Origin of the sequence: Mogibacterium pumilum, from assembly GCF_002243385.1 — a bacterium.
Lineage (GTDB): Bacteria > Bacillota > Clostridia > Peptostreptococcales > Anaerovoracaceae > Mogibacterium > Mogibacterium pumilum.
The window spans coordinates 932,719-951,704 of record NZ_CP016199.1 but is presented as its reverse complement, the minus strand read 5'-3'; the positions used below and the strand labels follow the sequence as shown (position 1 = coordinate 951,704).

Annotated in this window: 17 protein-coding genes; 4 read left to right on the top strand and 13 right to left on the bottom strand. The window is 42.3% G+C overall.

Features of this window, described 5'->3' with window-relative positions; genetic code table 11:
- Positions 1-11 precede the first annotated feature (11 nt).
- Entirely contained in the window at positions 12-1,199 is a 1,188-nt protein-coding gene (locus AXF17_RS04565; RefSeq protein ID WP_094234009.1) for an iron-containing alcohol dehydrogenase, read from the top strand.
- A 130-nt stretch (positions 1,200-1,329) separates the two neighbouring features.
- Here the strand turns inward: AXF17_RS04565 and AXF17_RS09875 are convergent, their stop codons facing one another.
- From AXF17_RS09875 to fba, 13 genes are all read right to left on the bottom strand, one after another.
- Complete coding sequence (locus AXF17_RS09875; RefSeq protein ID WP_094234008.1) at positions 1,330-1,614, bottom strand: DUF2752 domain-containing protein; 285 nt, start codon at positions 1,612-1,614, stop codon at positions 1,330-1,332.
- An 88-nt stretch (positions 1,615-1,702) separates the two neighbouring features.
- Entirely contained in the window at positions 1,703-2,107 is a 405-nt protein-coding gene (locus AXF17_RS04555) for a DUF4234 domain-containing protein (protein WP_237048998.1), read from the bottom strand.
- A 186-nt stretch (positions 2,108-2,293) separates the two neighbouring features.
- Entirely contained in the window at positions 2,294-2,983 is a 690-nt protein-coding gene (locus tag AXF17_RS04550) for a C40 family peptidase (protein ID WP_157682570.1), read from the bottom strand.
- Between the two features lie 54 nt (positions 2,984-3,037).
- Positions 3,038-4,819 (bottom strand): DUF438 domain-containing protein, encoded by a 1,782-nt coding sequence (locus AXF17_RS04545; protein WP_094234006.1) that lies wholly within the window; start codon positions 4,817-4,819, stop codon positions 3,038-3,040.
- A 257-nt stretch (positions 4,820-5,076) separates the two neighbouring features.
- On the bottom strand, positions 5,077-7,338 hold the full coding sequence (gene metA, locus AXF17_RS04540) for a homoserine O-acetyltransferase MetA (protein ID WP_094234005.1): 2,262 nt from the start codon (positions 7,336-7,338) through the stop codon (positions 5,077-5,079).
- 24 nt (positions 7,339-7,362) lie between these two features.
- The gene (gene prmA, locus AXF17_RS04535) at positions 7,363-8,340 is read right to left on the bottom strand and encodes a 50S ribosomal protein L11 methyltransferase (protein WP_094234004.1); all 978 of its coding nucleotides are present in this window, start codon (positions 8,338-8,340) and stop codon (positions 7,363-7,365) included.
- Positions 8,337-9,161, bottom strand: coding sequence for a deoxyribonuclease IV (locus tag AXF17_RS04530; protein ID WP_094234003.1), 825 nt, complete (start codon positions 9,159-9,161; stop codon positions 8,337-8,339). The genes prmA and AXF17_RS04530 overlap by 4 nt, the downstream gene beginning before the upstream one ends.
- A gap of 37 nt (positions 9,162-9,198) precedes the next feature.
- Positions 9,199-11,832 (bottom strand): translation factor GTPase family protein, encoded by a 2,634-nt coding sequence (locus AXF17_RS04525; protein ID WP_094234002.1) that lies wholly within the window; start codon positions 11,830-11,832, stop codon positions 9,199-9,201.
- 44 nt (positions 11,833-11,876) lie between these two features.
- Complete coding sequence (locus AXF17_RS04520; protein ID WP_094234001.1) at positions 11,877-12,884, bottom strand: serine O-acetyltransferase; 1,008 nt, start codon at positions 12,882-12,884, stop codon at positions 11,877-11,879.
- Between the two features lie 101 nt (positions 12,885-12,985).
- Positions 12,986-13,471, bottom strand: coding sequence for a zinc-ribbon domain-containing protein (locus tag AXF17_RS04515; RefSeq protein WP_157682569.1), 486 nt, complete (start codon positions 13,469-13,471; stop codon positions 12,986-12,988).
- Positions 13,472-13,509: 38 nt separating this feature from the next.
- The gene (locus AXF17_RS04510) at positions 13,510-14,214 is read right to left on the bottom strand and encodes an HAD family hydrolase (RefSeq protein WP_094233999.1); all 705 of its coding nucleotides are present in this window, start codon (positions 14,212-14,214) and stop codon (positions 13,510-13,512) included.
- The gene (gene larC, locus AXF17_RS04505; RefSeq protein WP_094233998.1) at positions 14,214-15,827 is read right to left on the bottom strand and encodes a nickel pincer cofactor biosynthesis protein LarC; all 1,614 of its coding nucleotides are present in this window, start codon (positions 15,825-15,827) and stop codon (positions 14,214-14,216) included. The genes AXF17_RS04510 and larC overlap by 1 nt, the downstream gene beginning before the upstream one ends.
- Positions 15,828-15,933: 106 nt before the next feature.
- Positions 15,934-16,875, bottom strand: a complete 942-nt coding sequence (fba, locus tag AXF17_RS04500; RefSeq protein WP_094233997.1) for a class II fructose-1,6-bisphosphate aldolase — start codon at positions 16,873-16,875, stop codon at positions 15,934-15,936.
- Positions 16,876-17,028: 153 nt separating this feature from the next.
- Between fba and AXF17_RS04495 the strand changes: the two genes are divergently transcribed.
- Genes AXF17_RS04495 through AXF17_RS04485 form a run of 3 tightly spaced genes read left to right on the top strand, consistent with a single transcriptional unit; the run spans position 17,029 to position 18,716 of the window.
- Positions 17,029-17,640, top strand: coding sequence for a hypothetical protein (locus AXF17_RS04495; protein ID WP_094233996.1), 612 nt, complete (start codon positions 17,029-17,031; stop codon positions 17,638-17,640).
- Between the two features lie 56 nt (positions 17,641-17,696).
- Positions 17,697-18,182, top strand: coding sequence for a hypothetical protein (locus AXF17_RS04490; protein ID WP_094233995.1), 486 nt, complete (start codon positions 17,697-17,699; stop codon positions 18,180-18,182).
- 21 nt (positions 18,183-18,203) lie between these two features.
- Entirely contained in the window at positions 18,204-18,716 is a 513-nt protein-coding gene (locus AXF17_RS04485) for a hypothetical protein (protein WP_094233994.1), read from the top strand.
- The last annotated feature ends 270 nt before the right edge of the window (positions 18,717-18,986 follow it).

Genomic DNA, 18,986 nt, shown 5'->3' with positions numbered 1-18,986 from the left:
TAATACATATTATGAATAACTTCGATTGGTGTGCACCTACGCACATTGTATTTGGTAAAGGTACTGAATCAGAGGTAAGTTCTCTCCTCAAATCATCAAAATGCACTCGAGTTCTCCTTCACTACGGAAGTGGTAGCGTGATTCGTAGCGGCCTGCTTGACAAGATCAAATTTTCGCTAGAGAACGCAGATATAGATTATGTAGAACTTGGAGGCGTTGTAGCTAATCCAAGACTGTCTCTTGTGTATAAAGGCATCGAACTTGCAAAATCTAAAGGAGTAGATTTTGTACTTGCTGTTGGCGGTGGCAGCGTAATAGATTCATCGAAGGCAATCGCATACGGCGCCGTATCTGATTTCGATGTCTGGGATTTATATGATAGAAAGAGAACTCCGGAGTCCGCCCTTCCAGTAGGGGTCGTCCTTACAATCGCTGCTGCTGGTAGCGAGATGAGCAATTCTTCTGTAATCACCAATGAAGACGGAGGTATCAAACGCGGCTATAGCAACAATATGGTTAGACCTAGATTCGCAATACTAAACCCCGAACTGACGATGACACTGCCGAACTTCCATACAGCATGCGGTTGCACAGATATCATGATGCATACGATGGAAAGATATTTTACATCGGCAGGAAATATGGAATTAACTGACGGGATTGCCGAAGCACTGCTTCGTACAGTTGTAAAAAATGCTTTGATACTCGTAGAAGAGCCGAACAACTACGAAGCACGCGCAGAGGTAATGTGGGCTGGAAGTTTATCCCATAATGGTCTTACAGGCTGCGGAAATGGTGGCGATGACTTTGCAACTCACCGAATTGAACACGAGATTAGCGGCATGTTCGACGTAGCACATGGTGCAGGTCTGGCAGCAATTTGGGGAAGCTGGGCTAGATACGTTTTAGACGACTGTCTCCCTAGGTTTAAGCAGTTTGCGACAAATGTATGGAATGTCGAAGCTTCTGGTGATGACCGCGAAGTCGCACTCGAAGGAATTGCAAGAACCGAGGATTTCTTTAAAAGCATCGGAATGCCTATATCTCTGAAGGATTTTGATTTTGAGCTAACAGATGAAGTTATAGATGAGCTTGCTGAGAAATGCGAGAAAGCTGTTGGCGGCAAAGTTGGTGCTGCAAAGGTTCTGTATAGGGATGATTTCAAAGAGATTTACAAAATGGCTTACAATAATAAGTAGAAAATAGCTGTAAATAGCAATATAAATGCGCCCCATACGGAGCGCATTTACATTGCTTTGTGATTAGAAGGTCTCTGCTGTCCGCCCTCTGTCGTTAAGTCGTCATGCTCATATTCAGGCACAGAGCCTTTTACATGAAATCTCTTATCATAGCAAAGATTAATAGCGCAGAGCAGTAAACTCCGAGCAGTATCTTATTCCATAGCGGCATGTGCTTTTCTGTGTAGCTCAAATACACGTTATACACTATCTCAAACAATATAAACGGGATAGTCGTGAAAATGAACGGATTAGCATAAAAAGCATCGCTAAACCTGAATCGCAGTATACTGACACACATGGTTGTCGTACCACAGCCAGGGCACTTGTACCCGGTGATATACCTGAAAATGCAAGGTATATATATGTGCGTCATCCTCAGCCAGATATAGTAAACGACTCCTAGTATTACAAAAGGAGTCGTTTTTTTAATTAGATAGTGCAGAAAACTGCAATTCTGTTCATTATGCAACTGTTGCATGATGGTTCACTTGATCCTGCATGATGCAGTAAGCAACAATTGAAAGCCCGAATATCGTGAGCAGAACGAAAAGAAGTCCTGAATTTCCATCCTTGCCATTATATCTATCCAGCTTCTCACCCATGCAGTAAATCCAGTATATTCCATATATTCCACAGGTTAGAAGTGAGAACAGGAATACCATACCGCCCGATGTTGCTGTTCTATCACCAACTACCTCGTTAACATCATCATTTAGAACAATCATCCAGTAAATGCCGTAAATTCCACAAGTAATAAGCGAGAATAAGATACAGAGTCCAATTTCTCTTCTTGAAATAGGCCTTGTATATTGTGCGTAACCATCATCGTTCTGGTTATTGTTCTGATTATGAATATTATTATCCATATGTCTCTCCTTTATAATCACTATAATCTCTTAACGTTTGCATATTATAGCATACCTTTTCCATATTTCCCACACCGTAGTAATTATTGAAAAATAGACGGAGAACACCTAAATAGATGTCCTCCGCTTCAAATCTTAAATAATAAATGTCCTATCAGCCTTTAATCCACCATTCACCACATATCACTAGTTGATTATCCTCTTAACTTCCAATATGCTCTTGCCACTATAAGTGGTTTTAGTACCTGGTCTGTAGAGATCAATCTCACAAATGTCGTGAGAAGGATCCATAGCGTGTACTATTCTGCCATTTCCCGCATACATAGCTACATGTAGTTTCTTATTGCCTCGGCCAAAGAAAATTATGTCTCCAGGCTTCATATCATCCACAGATACGGTAGTTCCTCCGCAGTTGTCATAAAGCGTATTAACCGAACCCATCTTCCAGTTGTATCCGTACTCTTTGTATATGAGTGTAATAAACGAAGCACAGTCACAACCATTAGTAAGGCTCTTGCCTCCTAGCACATACGGCTTACCGATGTATTGCTTAGCAAAAGAGATAATGCTAGTCCTTTTGTCGTCAGCAACCTTAATGTCTCGCTCAGTCTCCGCGTCTGAGATTGTTGTCTTCGTACCAGTCACTTCATTCGAATTGCTATCAGTACTAATGGTCTTGAGCGTAGCAAGTTTAAGCGGTGTACTTACAACACGACAGTCATTGATGGCATCTGCTTTAACGACAATAGTCGATACCATAACTACCATGAGTAGCAATTCAGTAACGACTATCACCTTAATATTCTTAAAAGCTGTTTTGAGCTTTGATACCATGCGCGCTTCCCAATCCTTATACTTAAGATAATATCTAATCACTCTTATATTATCATAAAAAACTTGTCATCGCATGTGTATTTTTTTTGTAAATTCTTACTGGAATTTCTCCTTGTAATGGTCTCTGATTTCGTCCATTATCTGTACGCACTCGAGAGTTCCTACATAGTTGCCCTGTGCATCGCGAACTGCTCTATAGCTAACAAGAACCTCGCTTTCACCCTTGTTCATCCAAACCTCTACCTTGTCCTGTGCGCCTGATTTGAACGAAGAGATGATGCTACGAACCATTGGCTCAATCGTTGGTGGATGGCAAGTATATACCTCTCTATCGAGCGAGCTGATAGGTCTCTTAAAGAGCTTCTTCTCCCCGTTGTCATTGTAGTATCTATTCATGTCTACATGGTCAACGAATGTCAATTCGAGCGGAATCGTGTTGAGCATAGCCTCAAGTTGATATGGAGTCATGTGCCCTAGCGCAAAGATAACTTCATCATTTCCAGCTGCTCCATTCTTGCCTTCCCTAGCAGCTCTGTGTGTGTAATCTTCATTCGATGCTTTATCCCATTCTGCTGGCTCTTCCTTGAGCAGGCAGTAATCGTACTCCTTGAGATCACGACCAACTTCCTCCCACTCCTCATCTTTGAAGAACTGTACGCAAATTGGAAATAAGATATTTGCCTCTTTGAAGAGCATCTCATCAGCTCTCTTAACCACAGCCTTTGATTTCTCTAGCCATTCCTCGTCAGATAGCGTTCCGTCAGTTACACGTCTTAGCTCATCTCTGATTTCATCATCAACTGTCCACATTACATCTGATGGCCCAGTTACGTCATATCTGCTCTTGAGTATTGTGTAGATGATGTCACCCTTCTTAGCGTAGTGAATCGATACCGCGCGAAGTTTGTTCAGCTCTTCGGTGATAACCGCACGATCCGCCCCCTCTTCAAATAGCTTATTCACTACTACGATTTGCTCGGCAATCCCTTCGTTCTCAAGAGTAAGTACATTTAGAGGATGTCCTGGCTCTGCGATTAAAGTCTGTGCCTTAATTTCTGCTTCCTTGCGGTCATTTGCACCGTTCATTCTTCTCTGTGCTGCTTCCTTAGATGCTGCAACAGCTTTCTCAGCATTCATAACCTTTTCCTGCTTAGTTGATCCGTGGAAGAGTGCTGAATGTATATCACAAAGCTTCTGAACCTCCTGATAAGGAACTCCGCTCTTAATCAGATGCTGCTCTGCATTTGCTATTTCAAGAGCATCAACTTCCTTGAAGTTCTCAACGAATTCTGCTCTAACTGTCTCGAGGTCTTCCCCGTTTGTAAGTCTCTCGATGTAGCTGCGAAGCAGAACTTCTCTCTCGCTAGCATTCTTAGGCTTCTTAGTTTCTTCCTGTGCAGGGGCTTCTTCATCTTTTGCCTCATTACCTGCCATGGACGATTGTAGTTTGTTTGAGTCGATTCTTCCATCAGCATCGAGGAAGTTCTTTACAAAATCAGGAACCTTATCTACATCTACTGTTCCATCCTCTCTTATGTACGCCTTAGCAAAATCAGGAATGTTCAGCTTGCTGATATCGAATGCCGGTTTTGCTGGCTCTTCCTTTACTTCGGCAGTCTGAACCTTTTCTTTCTTCTCTAGCTCAGGAACATTGATAACATCAAAACCCTTCTCTTCGAATAGAGCAACAATTGACTCTAAATCTATTCCCTTAATCTGGGATCCTTTAGGAATTGTCATAACTCGTCCCATTGTATTTAGAGCCACTGGATTCGAGATATCCTTGAATCCTAGCTCAATCATGATGTCAATTACTTCCGGAAACTCTGTTGATAAATCGTGTACGTTTCTCTTCATATCTAATACTTTTGCAGCCATGTCTATTTCCTCCTTCGAAAATACTCTTATCTTTCTCTCAGCCCACGTCTCCGTCAAGCGTATTTACTGTTATTTGTTTGCTTTAAGTTGTATATTCATTATACATTAAATACCTCTAATCTCTGTAACAGATGTTACATTTTAAAATAATTCATAAAATTTCATTATTAAATAAAAAGCGGATGCATCTACAGCACTCACTAGCGTTACACACAGTATCGCAAATGATGCAAAAGTTACATCCACTTTTTTTATGCTTATGCTTTCGCAACAAAGACGTTATATATAGCTCTTATAGCTCTCTGGTAGTCAGATTCTGATACACCTACCTGCACGCTTATACGTTCAGGAGCATGGTCAATAAATCTGACATTAACATGAGCACTTGATAGTGCTTCAAATATCTTCATCGCTACAGAAACCTCGCCGGAGATATTTCTTCCGACTACAGAAATCGCAGCAATACCTGTGGAAACCGTAATTTCATCAGCATCTGTTGCAACACGCAGTCTCTCGGTCAGCTCTTCTTCGCAGTTTGCTACACTTGCTGAACCTACGATGATAGAGAACGAGTCTAGTCCAAGCTGCTCACTTTCCATAGTGATGCTGAATTCATCGAGAATCTTCTGAATTCTATCGCGATACTTTGCATCATCATTGAGTTTCTCACGTTCTATAAGAATAGATGAATACCCCTTCTTACCAGTTATGCTAGAAATTTCGAGAAGGTTCTCGTATGAATCTGCATTCTTAACGATAAGTGTACCTGGCTTATCCGGCTCGAGTGTGCTCTTGATATTAATCGGAATTCCACACTGACTTACAGGTCTAACTGCGTCCTCGTGCAGCACCTCTGCACCCCTAAGCGCAAGTTCTCGTAGTTCCTTATAGATTATTACGGGAACACTTAAAGGCTGCTTAACGATGCGAGGGTCTGCCATTAGAAGACCTGGCACATCTGTCCAGTTCTCATATAGGTCTGCTTTTGCAGCCGCAGCAACGATTGAACCTGTGATATCCGATCCACCTCTCGAGAAAGTTACGACTGCGCCTGCTTCATTTGCACCATAGAAGCCAGGGAATACAATATGTTCGTGCTCTCTGATGAGCTTCTGAATATTAGCTCTTGTAACGTCAGCAAGAAGCTTGCCATCATTATCAAATTTGATAACTTCAGTAGCATCTATAAAGTCGTAACCAAGCTGTTCAGCCATAAGCTGTGCAGTTATGAATTCACCCCTGCTGATTAGATAGTCTCTACTACCAGTAGCCTTATATGTCTCGATAATATTGTCGAAAATTTCATCTATATTAACTTTTGAATCTAGCTCAAGCGCAAGTTCCTTGAATCTCTTATTCGCTAGCTCAAGCTTGCAGTCACAGCTCTCTGGATTGTCATGAGCCGATAGTAAGAGATCTGTAATCTTAACCTTCTCGTCATCATGAATACCTGGAGCCGAAACCACTACGTAACGGCGAGCTTTATTCTGACGAACCACATCTGCGGCATTTTTGATGCGCTCAGCTGTCGCAAGTGATGACCCACCGAACTTAGAAACCGTCAGTTCTGATTTGTTTCTAAGTGCTGGAGCAAGATCCTCATTTTCGATGAGCTTGATATCGTACGGTGTAGACTGATATACGAAATAGTTTAGCCAGTTTGAGAATAACAAACTGCCGGAAGACCTCCAGCGAACCACTGGCGTCTTTGAGTCATCATCGTCAGGGAAGTAATTTACAGGAATCTCTGGATTGATTCCTGCATTTTTATCTCTCATGTACTCCTTGAGCAATGTATTCCAGTCGTACTCGGTATGTCCTGTCACAAATATCTGTCTATCGTTGTCAGACTTAACGCAGAACACACCACCTTCTTCTGATGTGGAAAGCAAGGTTATTCCTGGAGTCTTCTCTATATCCTCTTCGTCTACAGTAGTATTTCTGGACTGCGGCACATAAAACTCATCGTCAAAACCTCTAAACAGCATGCTGCGCTTGGTTTTAAGAGTGTGCTTGAACACGCCAGAGAGCTTCTTAGGAAGCCTTTTCTTATCTATTCCATAGTGGTAATATAGGCCCGCCTGTGCACCCCAACATATGTGGAACGTGCTGTGTACGTGAGTCTTAGACCATTCCATAATCTCACAGAGCTCTTCCCAGTAATCAACCTCTTCAAACTCAAGAAGTTCAATCGGCGCTCCAGTGATAATCATTCCATCATAATATTCGTTCTTGATATCGTTAAATGTCTTGTAGAAAGCAAGCATGTGTTCCTGCGAAGTAACGTGTGGCTTGTGAGTTGCCGTCTGAAGCAGTTCAAGCTCAACCTGAAGAGGAGTGTTACTGAGCATACGCGTAATCTGAGTCTCTGTATCAATCTTTGTAGGCATCAGATTGAGGAGCAATATATGAAGCGGACGCATATCCTGCGTCATAGCACGTGTATCCGTCATTACGAATACATTCTCATTAGTAAGCGTCTCTATCGCCGGCAAATTATTTGGTACTTTAATTGGCATTATAGTCTCCTCCCAAAACCCCTTTTATTTCAGTTCAGCTGTGATGGCACACCATTCACCCTGTTTAGCAATCTCTAGCCACTGAAAACCGTTATCTCTAAGTGCACTTAGCACTTTATCCTGCTGAGTAGTTAGTATACCAGACATTATATATCTTCCGCCACTATTTAGGTGGTTACGAATATCACCAGTGAGGCGAATGACGAGGTTTGTAAGTAGATTTGCCACCACTAAATCAGCTTTAAAGTCTACTCCCTCTGTCAAATCAGCCTTTTTTATCACTACATTATGTACGTTGTTAGCCTCTAGGTTTTCAATCGAAGCTGTTACCGCCTCATCATCTATGTCTATGCCGAGAACTTCACTAGCTCCTAGTTTACTCGCTACACTAGACAGTATTCCAGTGCCACATCCTACATCCAGCACCTTATCTCCCTCTTGGATATAAGACTCCAGACAATCAGCAGCTAGGGAAGTCGTTTCGTGGAGTCCCGTTCCAAATGCCATACCCGGATTAATACGTATCACTTCTCTATCTATATCCATTTCCTGTGCATAATCGGATATATCTATCCACGGTGTCGCAGCTATGTAGCTGTATCCAACTCTTGCTGGCTTGATAAATTTCTTCCAGAGGTCTTTCCATTCTTCATCGTCGCGGAGATTTACGGCAACCTCTAATGAACCGAGGTCTGCACCTGTGCCGAAAAAGCCATTCTCTACGTTATCTCTAACAGTTTTAGCAGCTCTTTTTACTGCACTAAGAGTATCATCAGTCTCTTCATCCTCTGCTGCATATACCACAACGCTTGGATTCTTGCTACTCTCCCTATCGAAATCCTCTGGTGCCAGATAATCAGTTTCTCCAAGCTGTTCGTTCATAAAAGCTGCATCCGCTGGATCGTTTACCTCAGCAGTATCTATACCTTCGCAGATAAGTGCTGCCAGCATTGGTTCAATCCCGAGTTCCGATACTTCAATTTTTATCTCATAATATTTCATCTAAGTATCTCAATCTCTCTTACATAACCTTCGAGGTCATCCTGTGGTGTTTCGAGAATGCACGGAAGTCCGACTATATGTGGATTATTAACCACTTCGAGCATAGCTTCGAGTCCGATTTCTCCGTCCCCAATCTTCTCATGTCTATCCTTTGCAGCACCCATCGGGTTCTTACTATCATTGATATGGAGCGCACGAAGTCTATCTAAACCAATAATTCTGTCAAACTCTTCAAGCACGCCTGTAAAGTCATTCTTTACATCATAACCGGCATCACTGACATGGCAGGTATCAAGGCAAACGCCTATCTTGTCTTTGAACTTAACTCCATTGATAATCTTACGCAGTTCATCGAAATTCTTTCCGACTTCACTGCCTTTACCAGCCATTGTCTCGAGAAGTATGACAGTCTGCTGGTCTTCCCACATAACTTCATTTAGGGTATCGATAATCATTTGAATTCCCAGCTCACTACCTTGTCCGACATGACTGCCCGGGTGGAAGTTGTAATAATTCCCAGGCAGGTATTCCATGCGCTTTAGGTCTTCTGCCATGCAGCTACGTGCAAATTCTCTCACGCTATCCTTCCCTGAACAAGGATTGAGTGTGTACGGCGCATGTGCAACTAACTTACCAAAGCCGTGCTCATCTATGATATTAATTAAAGCCTGAATATCAGCTTCATCAATAGCTTTGACTTTACCGCCTCGTGGATTCCTCGTAAAAAAAGCGAATGTATTGGCGCCAATCGATAACGCCGCCTTTCCCATCGACTCAAATCCATCCGATGTCGATAGGTGGCATCCCAAATATTTCTCCATCTATTTACCCCTTCTCTCTTTGTATATCTCTATTTATCTATCTATTTTCATCAAGAAAATCTCTTATCTCTTGTAAAGCTGTTTCGATATCAATCAAAAACTCTCTGGAAGATATCCTCAGTGCGCCATGGCCGAGCGACATTTCCTGTACTAGCGAATCTGACGATACGACCGTGACACTCTCGCGCTTGCCAATTGCCTTTGTCAGCTCAGCTATGTAAGCATCCGCCGTCTCATTTCCCTTAGTATACACTATCTCAGTATCATTAATTGTATAAGTTCTGCCAAAGCTGTACGGAACTCTATATGCATCAAAGACGATAGTCATCTTGCAGCCGAGATATCCACGGTAATTCGCTAGTATATTTACAAGATGCTCTCTTGCCGCTCCAATATCAGCTCTCGAAAGCGCTTTCATGTGTTCCTCAGCATTTATCAGATTGTAACCGTCCACGACAAAGTGGGAATCTGGTGACGCGACTCTCTCGAGCCTATGAAGCGAACGCTTTTGTCTTTCCATCGCACGATATTCTGATTCTGTTGGCTTCGCCTTGTGCTTTACTGGCTTGTTTTTTGATATACTTCCATACGTTTTCTCAAATATAGCGAGGAGCTCTGCATCGCTCGCCAGCTTACGACCAGCTGCCATCGTCTCATCTCTAATTGAGCTAGATTTCCCCTTAGCCCCATCTTCTGAGTCTAGTGCATAAGGAAGATGCATGAAGTCATGTACCTCGTCCCACTTGACAGTCTTACCCGCCCCGTGATGACAGAATATAGAGTCTCCAGTTTCGATTTCATCTTTGTCTGCATCATAAACAGAATCTTCGATAACTTCCGCTTCATTGTGACAGAAGTCATATCCGATGAGCATACAGCTAATACGACCTCGGCCTCCAGTGTATGATGTAAGCTTTCTCTGATAGTCAAGGATCAATGCTGCCGGAGCCTTTCCATTAAGAATCGACATGTCTCCATCTACTTTCGGTTCGTCAAATGTCCCTGAGCCATTCTTAATATCTGTCATAGCCATACCGATATTTGCACTTGGAAGTTTTATCTCAAAGCTGAACCAAGGCTCGAGTATGTGGCATCTAGCACGCATAAGTCCATTTCTAACAGCTCTGTATGTTGCTTGTCTAAAATCTCCACCTTCTGTGTGCTTATCATGCGCCTTTCCAGCGGCGAGTGTGCTGTGTACATCAGTTAGAGGTGCTCCTATCAACACACCGTGGAATATTCTCTCATCAAGATGCGAAAGAATTAGATTCTGCCAATTTCTTCCGAGAACATCCTCTGGAATTTCGCTATCTGTGACAATTCCACTTCCTCGCTCTCCAGGACTGATAATCAGATGAACCTCCGCGTAATGTCTCAACGGTTCGAAGTGGCCCACGCCTTCAACTGGCTCTATCACCGTTTCCTTGTAGATTATACTTCCTGTCTCAAAGCGAACACCGTATCCGAATCTGCTCATTATCTGCGACTCTAGGATTTCCTGCTGCACTTCTCCCATAAGCCGTATATTCACACCACGAATATTATCCTCTAAATCTATGTGCAGCTTAGGGTCTTCCTCTTCTAGCACTCTCATATCTGAGATGAACTTGTTTTGATCCACATCATCAATAGGAACAATTTTGTATGTAATAAATGGCTCGATTATACCGTTTCTTGCTTCATTCTCTGCTAATGTACCAAGCCCCTGTCCAGCTCTCGATGAGCCAGCACCAGTAATGGCGCAAATGTCACCAGCAGATACCGAGTCGACCAGCGAATACTTCTGACCTGAATATATCCTAATCTGGTTGACCTTCTCATGAACGATTTCACCGTCACTATTTCTTACTGCAATGCTATCCCTGACTTTAAGAGTGCCGTTCATAACACGTACAAATGAAAGTCTTTCATCTCTCTGGTCACGTGCAATCTTGTATACTAACGCCCCCATTTTATCTTCTGGCGAGACGCCCTCATGTAGTTCGTAAAATCCGTAGGCATATGTTGATATTGTGTCGAGCAGCTTATCAACTCCCTCCTGGTGAAGAGCTGATCCGAACAAGCAAGGAAATATCTGGCATTCAGCAATTGCTTTGAGGATTCCTTCAGACGGTATCTCCAGATTTTCAAAAAAAGCTTCTGCTAATTCTGGCGAGTAAAACGTTACGCCATCTACAAAAGCTTCGTCTTCTTTAGCTACACTAAAATCAACAAAGCCTTCACCTAGTCTGCCTTTGATGCGACTAAGCTGCTCTTCCTTATCTGCAATTGCAAGATCCATTTTATTAACAAATATGAAAGTTGGAATCTTTCTCGCCCTAAGAAGCCTCCATACCGTATCCGTGTGGCTCTGTGGTCCATCTACACCACTCACCACTAGCAGCGCATAATCGATTACATCGAGAGCTCTCTCCATCTCTGCTGAGAAATCATCATGTCCCGGAGTGTCGAGTATAGTGATGTGACTATCTTGCCAATTTAGTCCCACTTGTTTTGAAAAAACGGTAATTCCACGGTTTTTTTCAACCTCATAATTATCGAAGAACGAGTCGCCCTTGTCGACTCGTCCTAGTTTTCTTATTGTCCCAGCGGAGTAAAGCATGGCTTCGCTGAGCGTAGTTTTGCCCGCATCTACGTGAGCCAATATTCCCATTGTCAGCTTCTTGCTCATGCCCCCTCCTCTTGGAAAATTTTATTTACTTACAATAAAGCTAATTATATTACATAGAACCACTCGTCCTGCTTGCGTTCCTTCTCCTGACCAGTTTTGTGCGACTGCTTATCGTACACCATCTCAAGAGTCTTGATTGTTACAGTTGTGTGAGGGTCTACAGACTTTGTTACAAATGCGTTTCCACCAATTACAGCGCCTTCTCCGATTACAGTATTTCCACCCAGTACCGACGCACCAGAGTATAGTGTTACATTGTCCTCAATAGTCGGATGTCTCTTAGTTCCATGAAGTTTCTGTCCCGCCTTAGTGGAAAGGGCTCCGATGGTAACGCCCTGATACACCTTAACATGCTCTCCGATTATGGAGGTCGATCCGATTACGACACCAGTTGCATGATCCATGCAGAAATACTTTCCTATAGTTGCACCGGGATGAATATCCACACCAGTCTTCCTGTGTGCGTACTCTGTCATAATTCTAGGAATTAGTGGTACATCGAGTTCATGCAGTTCATGAGCAAGCCTATAAATAGCAGTTGCATACAGTCCTGGGTAAGCGAGAACGATTTCATCCTTGCTGTTAGCCGCCGGGTCACCCTCGTATGTAGCAAGAATATCTGTGTTGAGATATTCTCTAATCTTAGGAATCTGTCTGAAGAATGCCTTTACGATTTTTTTCGCTTCATCCTGTCTAAGTGCTATACAAGTATCCTCAAATTCCTGTCTATATAGAAGAGCTTTCTCAACCTGCTTAGTCATCATATACATGACGTCTTCGAGTATTACCGATATCTTCTTCTCAACGCTGTATGTGCGGTAAGATTTCTCACGATAATAACCAGGAAGAAGCACCATCATCAGCTCGCGAATCATCTCCTTGATAGCCTTCTGGTCAGGTATCTCAGACATTCTAATCGTATCGATATCACGATTTAGCTTGTAATCAACCAGTAACTGCTCTGCTAGATCGCTCATATCCTTATCAATTTCCTCGAAGCTGCTCATGTCACCAGTCTGGCAAGGCTCCATCATCATTACATCCTTATCCACTTCGCTCTCCTCTCCATAAACCTCATATTTTCATCAAATGTTTCTATTTATTTTCCACGCCGATCACTGAAATTAATTATATATCTGAGTTTATTACTCATCTACAGTTCAGCTCCGCACTCCATACAGTAAGGTGTTCCATGTGCTACCTCTACGCCACACTCTGGACAGACCGCAACAGTAGTCTTATCTACGATATCCATGATTGCAAGCTCAACTCCATCTTGAAGCTTCTCAACTACTTTGTTTGCATAACTTGAAATCTTGAAGTTCTGACAGCTAAATCTCACTTCACTTGCCATCATTTTGAGCAAGGCAAATACATCATCGTAATCTGCACCGCTTCGAAACACCAGTGAAATAGCGTATGGTTTCGGTTTCTTGACTACCAGTGTTATGAAGTGACGCTTTTCGTAATAGAGCACTGTATAAAGCTGTTCATTAGTATTGATTCGAGCTCCATCAATTGGCACTCCTCTATCGTCAACTATGACTACGTAATCCCCTACAAAACTGAATGAACTCGCCTTTGACGCCTTATTATTTACGACAAACATGCACCCCTTAGTGCATTCTAGCTTAGTCACTCCCACATTTTCCTCCGTAAATTATCTAATAATATATACTAGCCTGTAATCGCTTCGACTAGCTCGTCCATATCAGAGCATATCTGATCTGCTCCGATAGTCTCCAGAAACTTATTATCTCTAAAGCCCCAGTCTACACTAATGCATTTTAAGCCAGCGTTATGTGCAGTTTCAATATCAACCTCAGTATCCCCTATGTATACTGCATCATCCTGCTCAAGTTTCATGAGATCAAGGATTCTAAGCGTTGCATCCGGGTTTGGCTTTCTCCTTATGGTTTCATCTACGCCCTGAACGTATTCAAACGCGCTAGGAAAATACCTATTGGCGAGAATGACAGCTGCCTCATGCATCTTATTCGAAACGACTGCGGTTCTAACACCTTTCTCCTTCAGGCTTGTTATTGCTGCAGTGATTCCTTCAAAAGGCTTAGTTTTTTCATCACAGTGGCTCGGATACCATTCCTCAAAAGAAGCTATAACCGCTGCCAGCTCATCTTCATCACCCTGATATGATATATCTACACCGATTCTATCAACCTCTTCTTCACTAACTCCCGCTTCAGTAGCCAGAGCTCTCGCCATAGCAACCTTCACTCCACTGCCAAAGAATCGCGAGGCATCTCTCACGGTATAGTCGTTCTTATGCCCATTTACCATAAGGGCGTGATTGGTACTGTCCTTGAGATCAGTAATGGTATCAAGAATCGTACCGTCCATATCAAAAATTGCAGCCTTATACATTATTCCCTCAAACCTTTCTCAAATGCCGCACGAACCGACTTAATGGATATACCAAGCTCAAAAGCAATCCTTCCTAAGCTCTCATACTCTGGATACGTATAGGTCTGTCCACTCGCCGTAGAAACTCTCTTCGCTTCAATAGGTCCTAGTTCTGTATCTACCACAGTTCTAGTCCTAGAGAGTTCTTCACGCTGCACTGGATAATACCTAACACCGATTGTAGTAGTCTCGGCAAAGATTATCTCACATAGCTTATCTCTGTCTTCAGCCCTACAGATAACTTCAAGTCTGTACGCTGGTCTGTTCTTTTTCATAAATATTGGAGCATACGAAACATCCAGTGCCCCTGAATTCATGAGCTTCTCCAACACATATCCAAGCTCTTCTCCAGTAGAATCATCAATATTGGAGTTTATAACTAAAATGTCACCAGTCTGAACTGCATTATCAGACGGCACCTCTTCTCCTAGAATAACTCTAAGTGTATTTGGACAACCAATGTTGCGGCTTCCTACTCCGATTCCTATCTTGCTGATATTCATCTCAGGCATCAGCCCATATGACTCTGCAAAAGTCGAGACAATAGCTGCACCTGTAGGAGTCACGAGTTCAGTTGGAACTTCAATCTGCTTAAATCTAACCTGTTCGTTTTTATAAATCGCTGATGTAGCAGGAACTGGAACACTAAGCACCCCATGAGCACACTTAATCGTACCATATCCATCAGAAACGACACTTGAGATAATACGGTCTGGCTTAATGTAATCCATAAGTATCGCCACACTGACGATATCAACTATAGAATCCAGCGCCCCAACCTCGTGGAAATGCACTTCATCTATGGGCTTACCGTGTACTGTCGCTTCTGCAACTGCAACCTTGTGGAACATTGCTTTTGCAAGTTCCTTAGCGCCATTAGTGATTTCGCTATTATCTATTATTTGTTTTATATCACCATAAGTCCGATAAACATGGTGGTGTCCATGACTAGGATTATGATCATAGTTGTGGTTATGACTAGGATCATGATCTTGATGATGGTCATGGTCATGGTCGTGATGCACATGGTGACAATCATCATGTAAATGCGTGTGCGGATCATCATGATGCTCGTGCTTATGTGCCTCATCGTTTGCTTTAATCGTGCAATCTACATATTCGCCTTTACACTTGCAGTAGCCCTTAAAATTCGGTTTCTCGCACTTTCCGCAAAGTTTCTTCTTTTTTTTCTTCTTGAACTTTTTGGCTAACTTCTTCTCTTCTTTTGCGTTTTTCTTGGACTTTTCATCTCCACACTCCAAATCTGAGTGTTCATGTCCATGGTGATACTCATCATCGTGATGATGAAGCCCTCCATGTATATAGAGCTCTCTTCTTGGAATTTTTTCTGATATCGCATCAACTGGGATATCTGTCCCTGCTTCCAGAACCTCCACATAAGTTCCATCAATTCCATGTGAACCTCTCTTTACTATGCGAACGTCATATTCTGGAACTCTCAGCTTATTGAGCTCACCTCTCAAATAGTGCTCGCCATCTGACACTTCAAGGAGTGCTCCGATAGCCATGTTGCCACTGATGCCTGTCGTGCAGTCAAAATAAAGTGTTTTCATCTATACCTCTTATACATTAATTGTGGTTTTTTTCTATATCTATAATAGTAGAGCATTGCGCTCCGCGCAATGCTCTTAAACTCACAAAATCAACACTTCTCAAGTATTATAGCGCTTTTCCTGAGCAGCCGAGAACATTAACAATCTTGTGTCTTACAAGCTCCTTGATATTAGCTCTTGCTGGCTTCAGATACTGTCTTGGGTCAAAATCTGCGGGGCACTCAACTAGATGCTTTCTAATAGATCCCGTCATAGCAAGTCTTAAATCTGAATCGATATTAATCTTGCAAACTGCTGAACGAGCTGCCTCTCTGAGCTGATCTTCTGGAACGCCTATCGCGTCCTTCATAGCTCCACCATAAGTATTAATCATCTGAACATAGTCCTGCGGAACAGAGGATGCTCCGTGCAGTACAATTGGGAAGCCTGGCAGTTTCTGCTCGCATTCACGAAGAACATCAAATCTAAGCTGCGGTTTAGTGCCTGGCTTGAACTTAAACGCACCGTGGCTAGTTCCAATTGCGATAGCGAGAGAATCGCAGCCGGTTCTGCGCACAAACTCCTCAACCTCTTCTGGTCGAGTATACGATGAGTCTTCTGTTGCAACTACTACATCATCTTCGATTCCAGCAAGTGTACCTAGTTCAGCTTCAACTACTACGCCATACTTGTGCGCATAGTCTACAACCTGCTTTGTAATCTCAATATTCTCCTCAAACGGCTTCGAAGAAGCATCAATCATAACGGAAGTAAATCCACCATCAATGCAGGACTTGCATGTCTCGAAATCAGGGCCGTGATCGAGGTGAAGCGCAATCGGAATATCTGGGCAATCTATAACTGCTGCCTCAACCAGCTTCATAAGATATGTATGACTAGCATATGAACGAGCACCCTTTGACACCTGAAGAATTACAGGGGCATTCTCCTCCCTGCAGGCCTCGGTGATTCCCTGAACGATTTCCATATTATTAACATTAAAAGCTCCGACAGCATAACCTCCATCATAGGCCTTCTTAAACATCTCTGTTGTTGTTACAAGTGCCATTAATAACCTTCCTTTCCCAGTTCGAATTTCAAATGACCGTAAACCTTGTAGTTATTTTACATTATAACACACAGAAAGTAGATTAAAAACTATGTGTGTTAGTCGATATGTGTTACAATTAACTAGAATTTTTTAGTTAAGAAAGGAATTGTTATGACAGAACAGAACATTGCAAAAAAAGGTATCATTCTTAATACCGTACTCGTAATTGCTACACTAGTAGCATTCTTGGTAATTAAAATTACTAATCAGTTTCTATTATCTTCATATGGTTACAGCGGTTACTATACGGAGATATACACAATCCAGAGAGCTACGTTCATTGGACTCATAGTCGTTTCAATTGTGATTATTATTTGCTCAGTAGTCTTAATGACTAAGAGCAGAAGCAAAAACACTGGATTTCTCCTCCTTATTATCGGAGCTGTTGTAGCTGCTATACTAGCTATGCTTGGCCTAGTGCTCGGTATCGTAACATGGATTCTATGTGGTGTATCTATCAACCAGTTTAGAAAGCTCCAGGGCGAAAGTAACTTTGAGAGCAATCTTGACTTTGGTGCGGTTGCTGAACTTAAGAAAACTGCAAACAATAACACTCAAGCACAGGCTTCACCTGCCTCAGAAGCTCCTGTTCAGAATGTGGAGACTGTTGTAGAAGCTGAGGCTGTACCTGCTGAGGCTGAAGCTGAATCCGCACCTGTAGATGTTGCGTACGAAGTAAAAGTAGATGATGTTACGGCACCTTCCGAGAACAACGAAGCATAACAGATACATGCACGTTATTTGAAAGAACCACATTAAAGGATTATCTGAAGAGAGATATGAGAAATATAGAAACTAAGTTTTATTCACAGAGCTTATATGAGAAGCCGATTAAGCGAATTTTCACAGTCTATATAGGCTTTGCAGTTCTGCGCATTATCCTATATTCGACACTTGGAATATCGGTATCAAACAGCATATCATTTGGTGATACTTTTTTCTTCTATCAAGATTATGCAGCAATATTCAAGTTGTTTTTCTTGGGTTTTGTCTTCTTGCTTTTACTTATTGTGTCCGTAGTAATGTTAGCATCTTGTCTAAATATTGTCTCGGACCTAGACGATAACCAAGATGTAAAGAAGCGTCTATATTTCTACCTGATTCCTATGCTGCTAGATATTTTTGGCGGATTGGCTTTAGCAAGCATTGTCGTTATAAACAAGGCAGCTTCGATTATAGGTATCATATTGTCGCTTATCGAGATTGGCCTTCTCATATGGCTTAAGGTCAGTGCGAAGAAAGATACTCAGAATACTACAAAATAATTGGTCAAGGAGCTAATCACTATGAGTATAGCAAAAGGTAATGTTAATATTAACGCACAAGCAGAGCTGGTACAGATTGCTCTTAAGGGACTTCTCTCTTACTCGGGTGTTGATACACCGGAGAGCTATTATTTTGATCGGCCAAGCCTAAAAGCTCTGCAGAAAACTCCTGAGGGCAAAAATTTATCTGGCTTGATAATTAATGTCAACTATTTAAAGCTTGATCTTATCTCAACATCCAGTGAAACTTCTTCCCTCTTGTATGAAGCAGAAACCAGGAGCTGGAAGGCACCGATTCCAATGATGCTATTTATAGAGAGTGCAATTCTATTTGTGTTAGGAATTATTTTGCAGCTAGTCACTGGTTTTATGCCAATCTCTGCTATGAGCTATGGCGTTGCAGCATTCTTGCTAATTATTACGTTGGTATTTGTCATTCCGACGGGAAAGAAGATTGATAAGCTTATTCATAGATTCTTATTACCTAGACTCGATCGTTACATTGATATCATCAATGAGCATTTGGAATCATAATCTAATAGGGTAGAGCGAGGGCGTTAGCCCTCAACCCTCCCGTTGCACCGTACGTACGGGTCTCGTATACGGCGCTACATCAACATAGAATCAAGCGTTAATTCAGATAATACGCCAAAGGGTCGACCAATCCCGGTCGGCTCTTTGTCTTTTTGCCAAGTATCGTTGGATTGAGCAGGAAATTAATATCCCGAATAGTAGCCATTCGGTACCATCCCTGCCTTGCGTTTGCCACGCTTAACAATCTTTTCTCCTCAAGGCCACATTTCT